This window comes from Fulvivirga kasyanovii (genome assembly GCF_009711405.1).
GTDB lineage: Bacteria > Bacteroidota > Bacteroidia > Cytophagales > Cyclobacteriaceae > Fulvivirga > Fulvivirga kasyanovii.
In genome coordinates this window covers 1-1082 of sequence record NZ_SMLW01000543.1, presented here as the reverse complement: position 1 = coordinate 1082, position 1082 = coordinate 1, and the positions used below count along the sequence as shown (strand labels likewise).

General features: G+C 36.6%; 2 protein-coding genes. Both read right to left on the bottom strand.

Annotated features, from left to right (window positions below):
* A partial coding sequence (locus E1163_RS31010) for a hypothetical protein (RefSeq protein ID WP_221417995.1) occupies positions 1-195 on the bottom strand: 195 nt, incomplete at its 3' end.
* A 332-nt stretch (positions 196-527) separates the two neighbouring features.
* Positions 528-1082: hypothetical protein (locus E1163_RS30565; protein WP_185156073.1), on the bottom strand; the 555-nt coding region annotated here is incomplete at its 5' end.

Here is a 1082-nt window from a genome sequence, read left to right as displayed (position 1 = left end):
AAGTTGTTTATAAGGGAATTTTGATATATCTACCAGTGAAAAGGTTGGGTCAGATTTATGATCTTTAATTTCTGACCTCCTATCTTCGCTTACTGTAGAGTCAGTTATTTTATCATCGTTGTTCTTAAAGTCTCGTCTTGATTCTGTTGAATTACAAGAAAAGGCTACTAATATTATAAATAGATATCTTATCATTCCAGTATGTAATTAACGCCAATACTTAGGTGGAACACTGTATGCTACTTGGATTGATTGCAAGCACTTTCACCTTTGGTCATGGACTCACGAACCTAAATTTAAAACAAAAAAGCCGATCATCTCGCGACAATCGGCCTTTCGTAGCCCCTCGGGGACAAATATCGAACCTTTTACTGGCTGATTTGGCCGCAATCGAGGTTTTTGATAAAGTGGCATGGTAATTAGCGTAAAAGCAACTCTAATCTTTCAAATGCTTACTTCAATATGAAGGTAATACTACTTTCGTCTTTTTTATGGAAAAGACTTCAACCTTAGAGTCACTTGTCGTCTTAATTCTTCAGTTTATTCCAAGTAGTATCGGACTCGTCTATCTGCTCAATTTTCCCCTCTGAACTAATGAAATATGTTCTGCTATAAATTCTAATTGTTAAAGAATCTATGATATAATTCCCCTCCTTATCCTGCATTTTACCTTGTGCATTAGTGGTTACCTTAAAAGTAGAATCGTTCAGAAATGATGTTGAACTAACGTGGCTTCCATTCTCCCACCCACATTCGTCAAATAAGGTATGTTGGGAAAGTACTTCATCCCCTTTACAATTAACCAACCATAGTCCAGGGCCACAATCTCCACCTTCCAAAACTGCAAAAATATAGCTGTTAAAATTATCTGAAAATGTTTGATCACTGTAGTATCTACCTTCACCATATCCATTATTCACAAACTCAGTAATTAATGGCAGGGTTTTGTAAAGCTCCCAGTCAAAGTACGTTGAGTCAAGTTGTTTATAAGGGAATTTTGATATATCCACCAGTGAAAAGGTTGGGGCAGGTTTATGATCTTTAATTTCTGGCCTCCTATCTTCGCTTACTGTAGAGTCAGT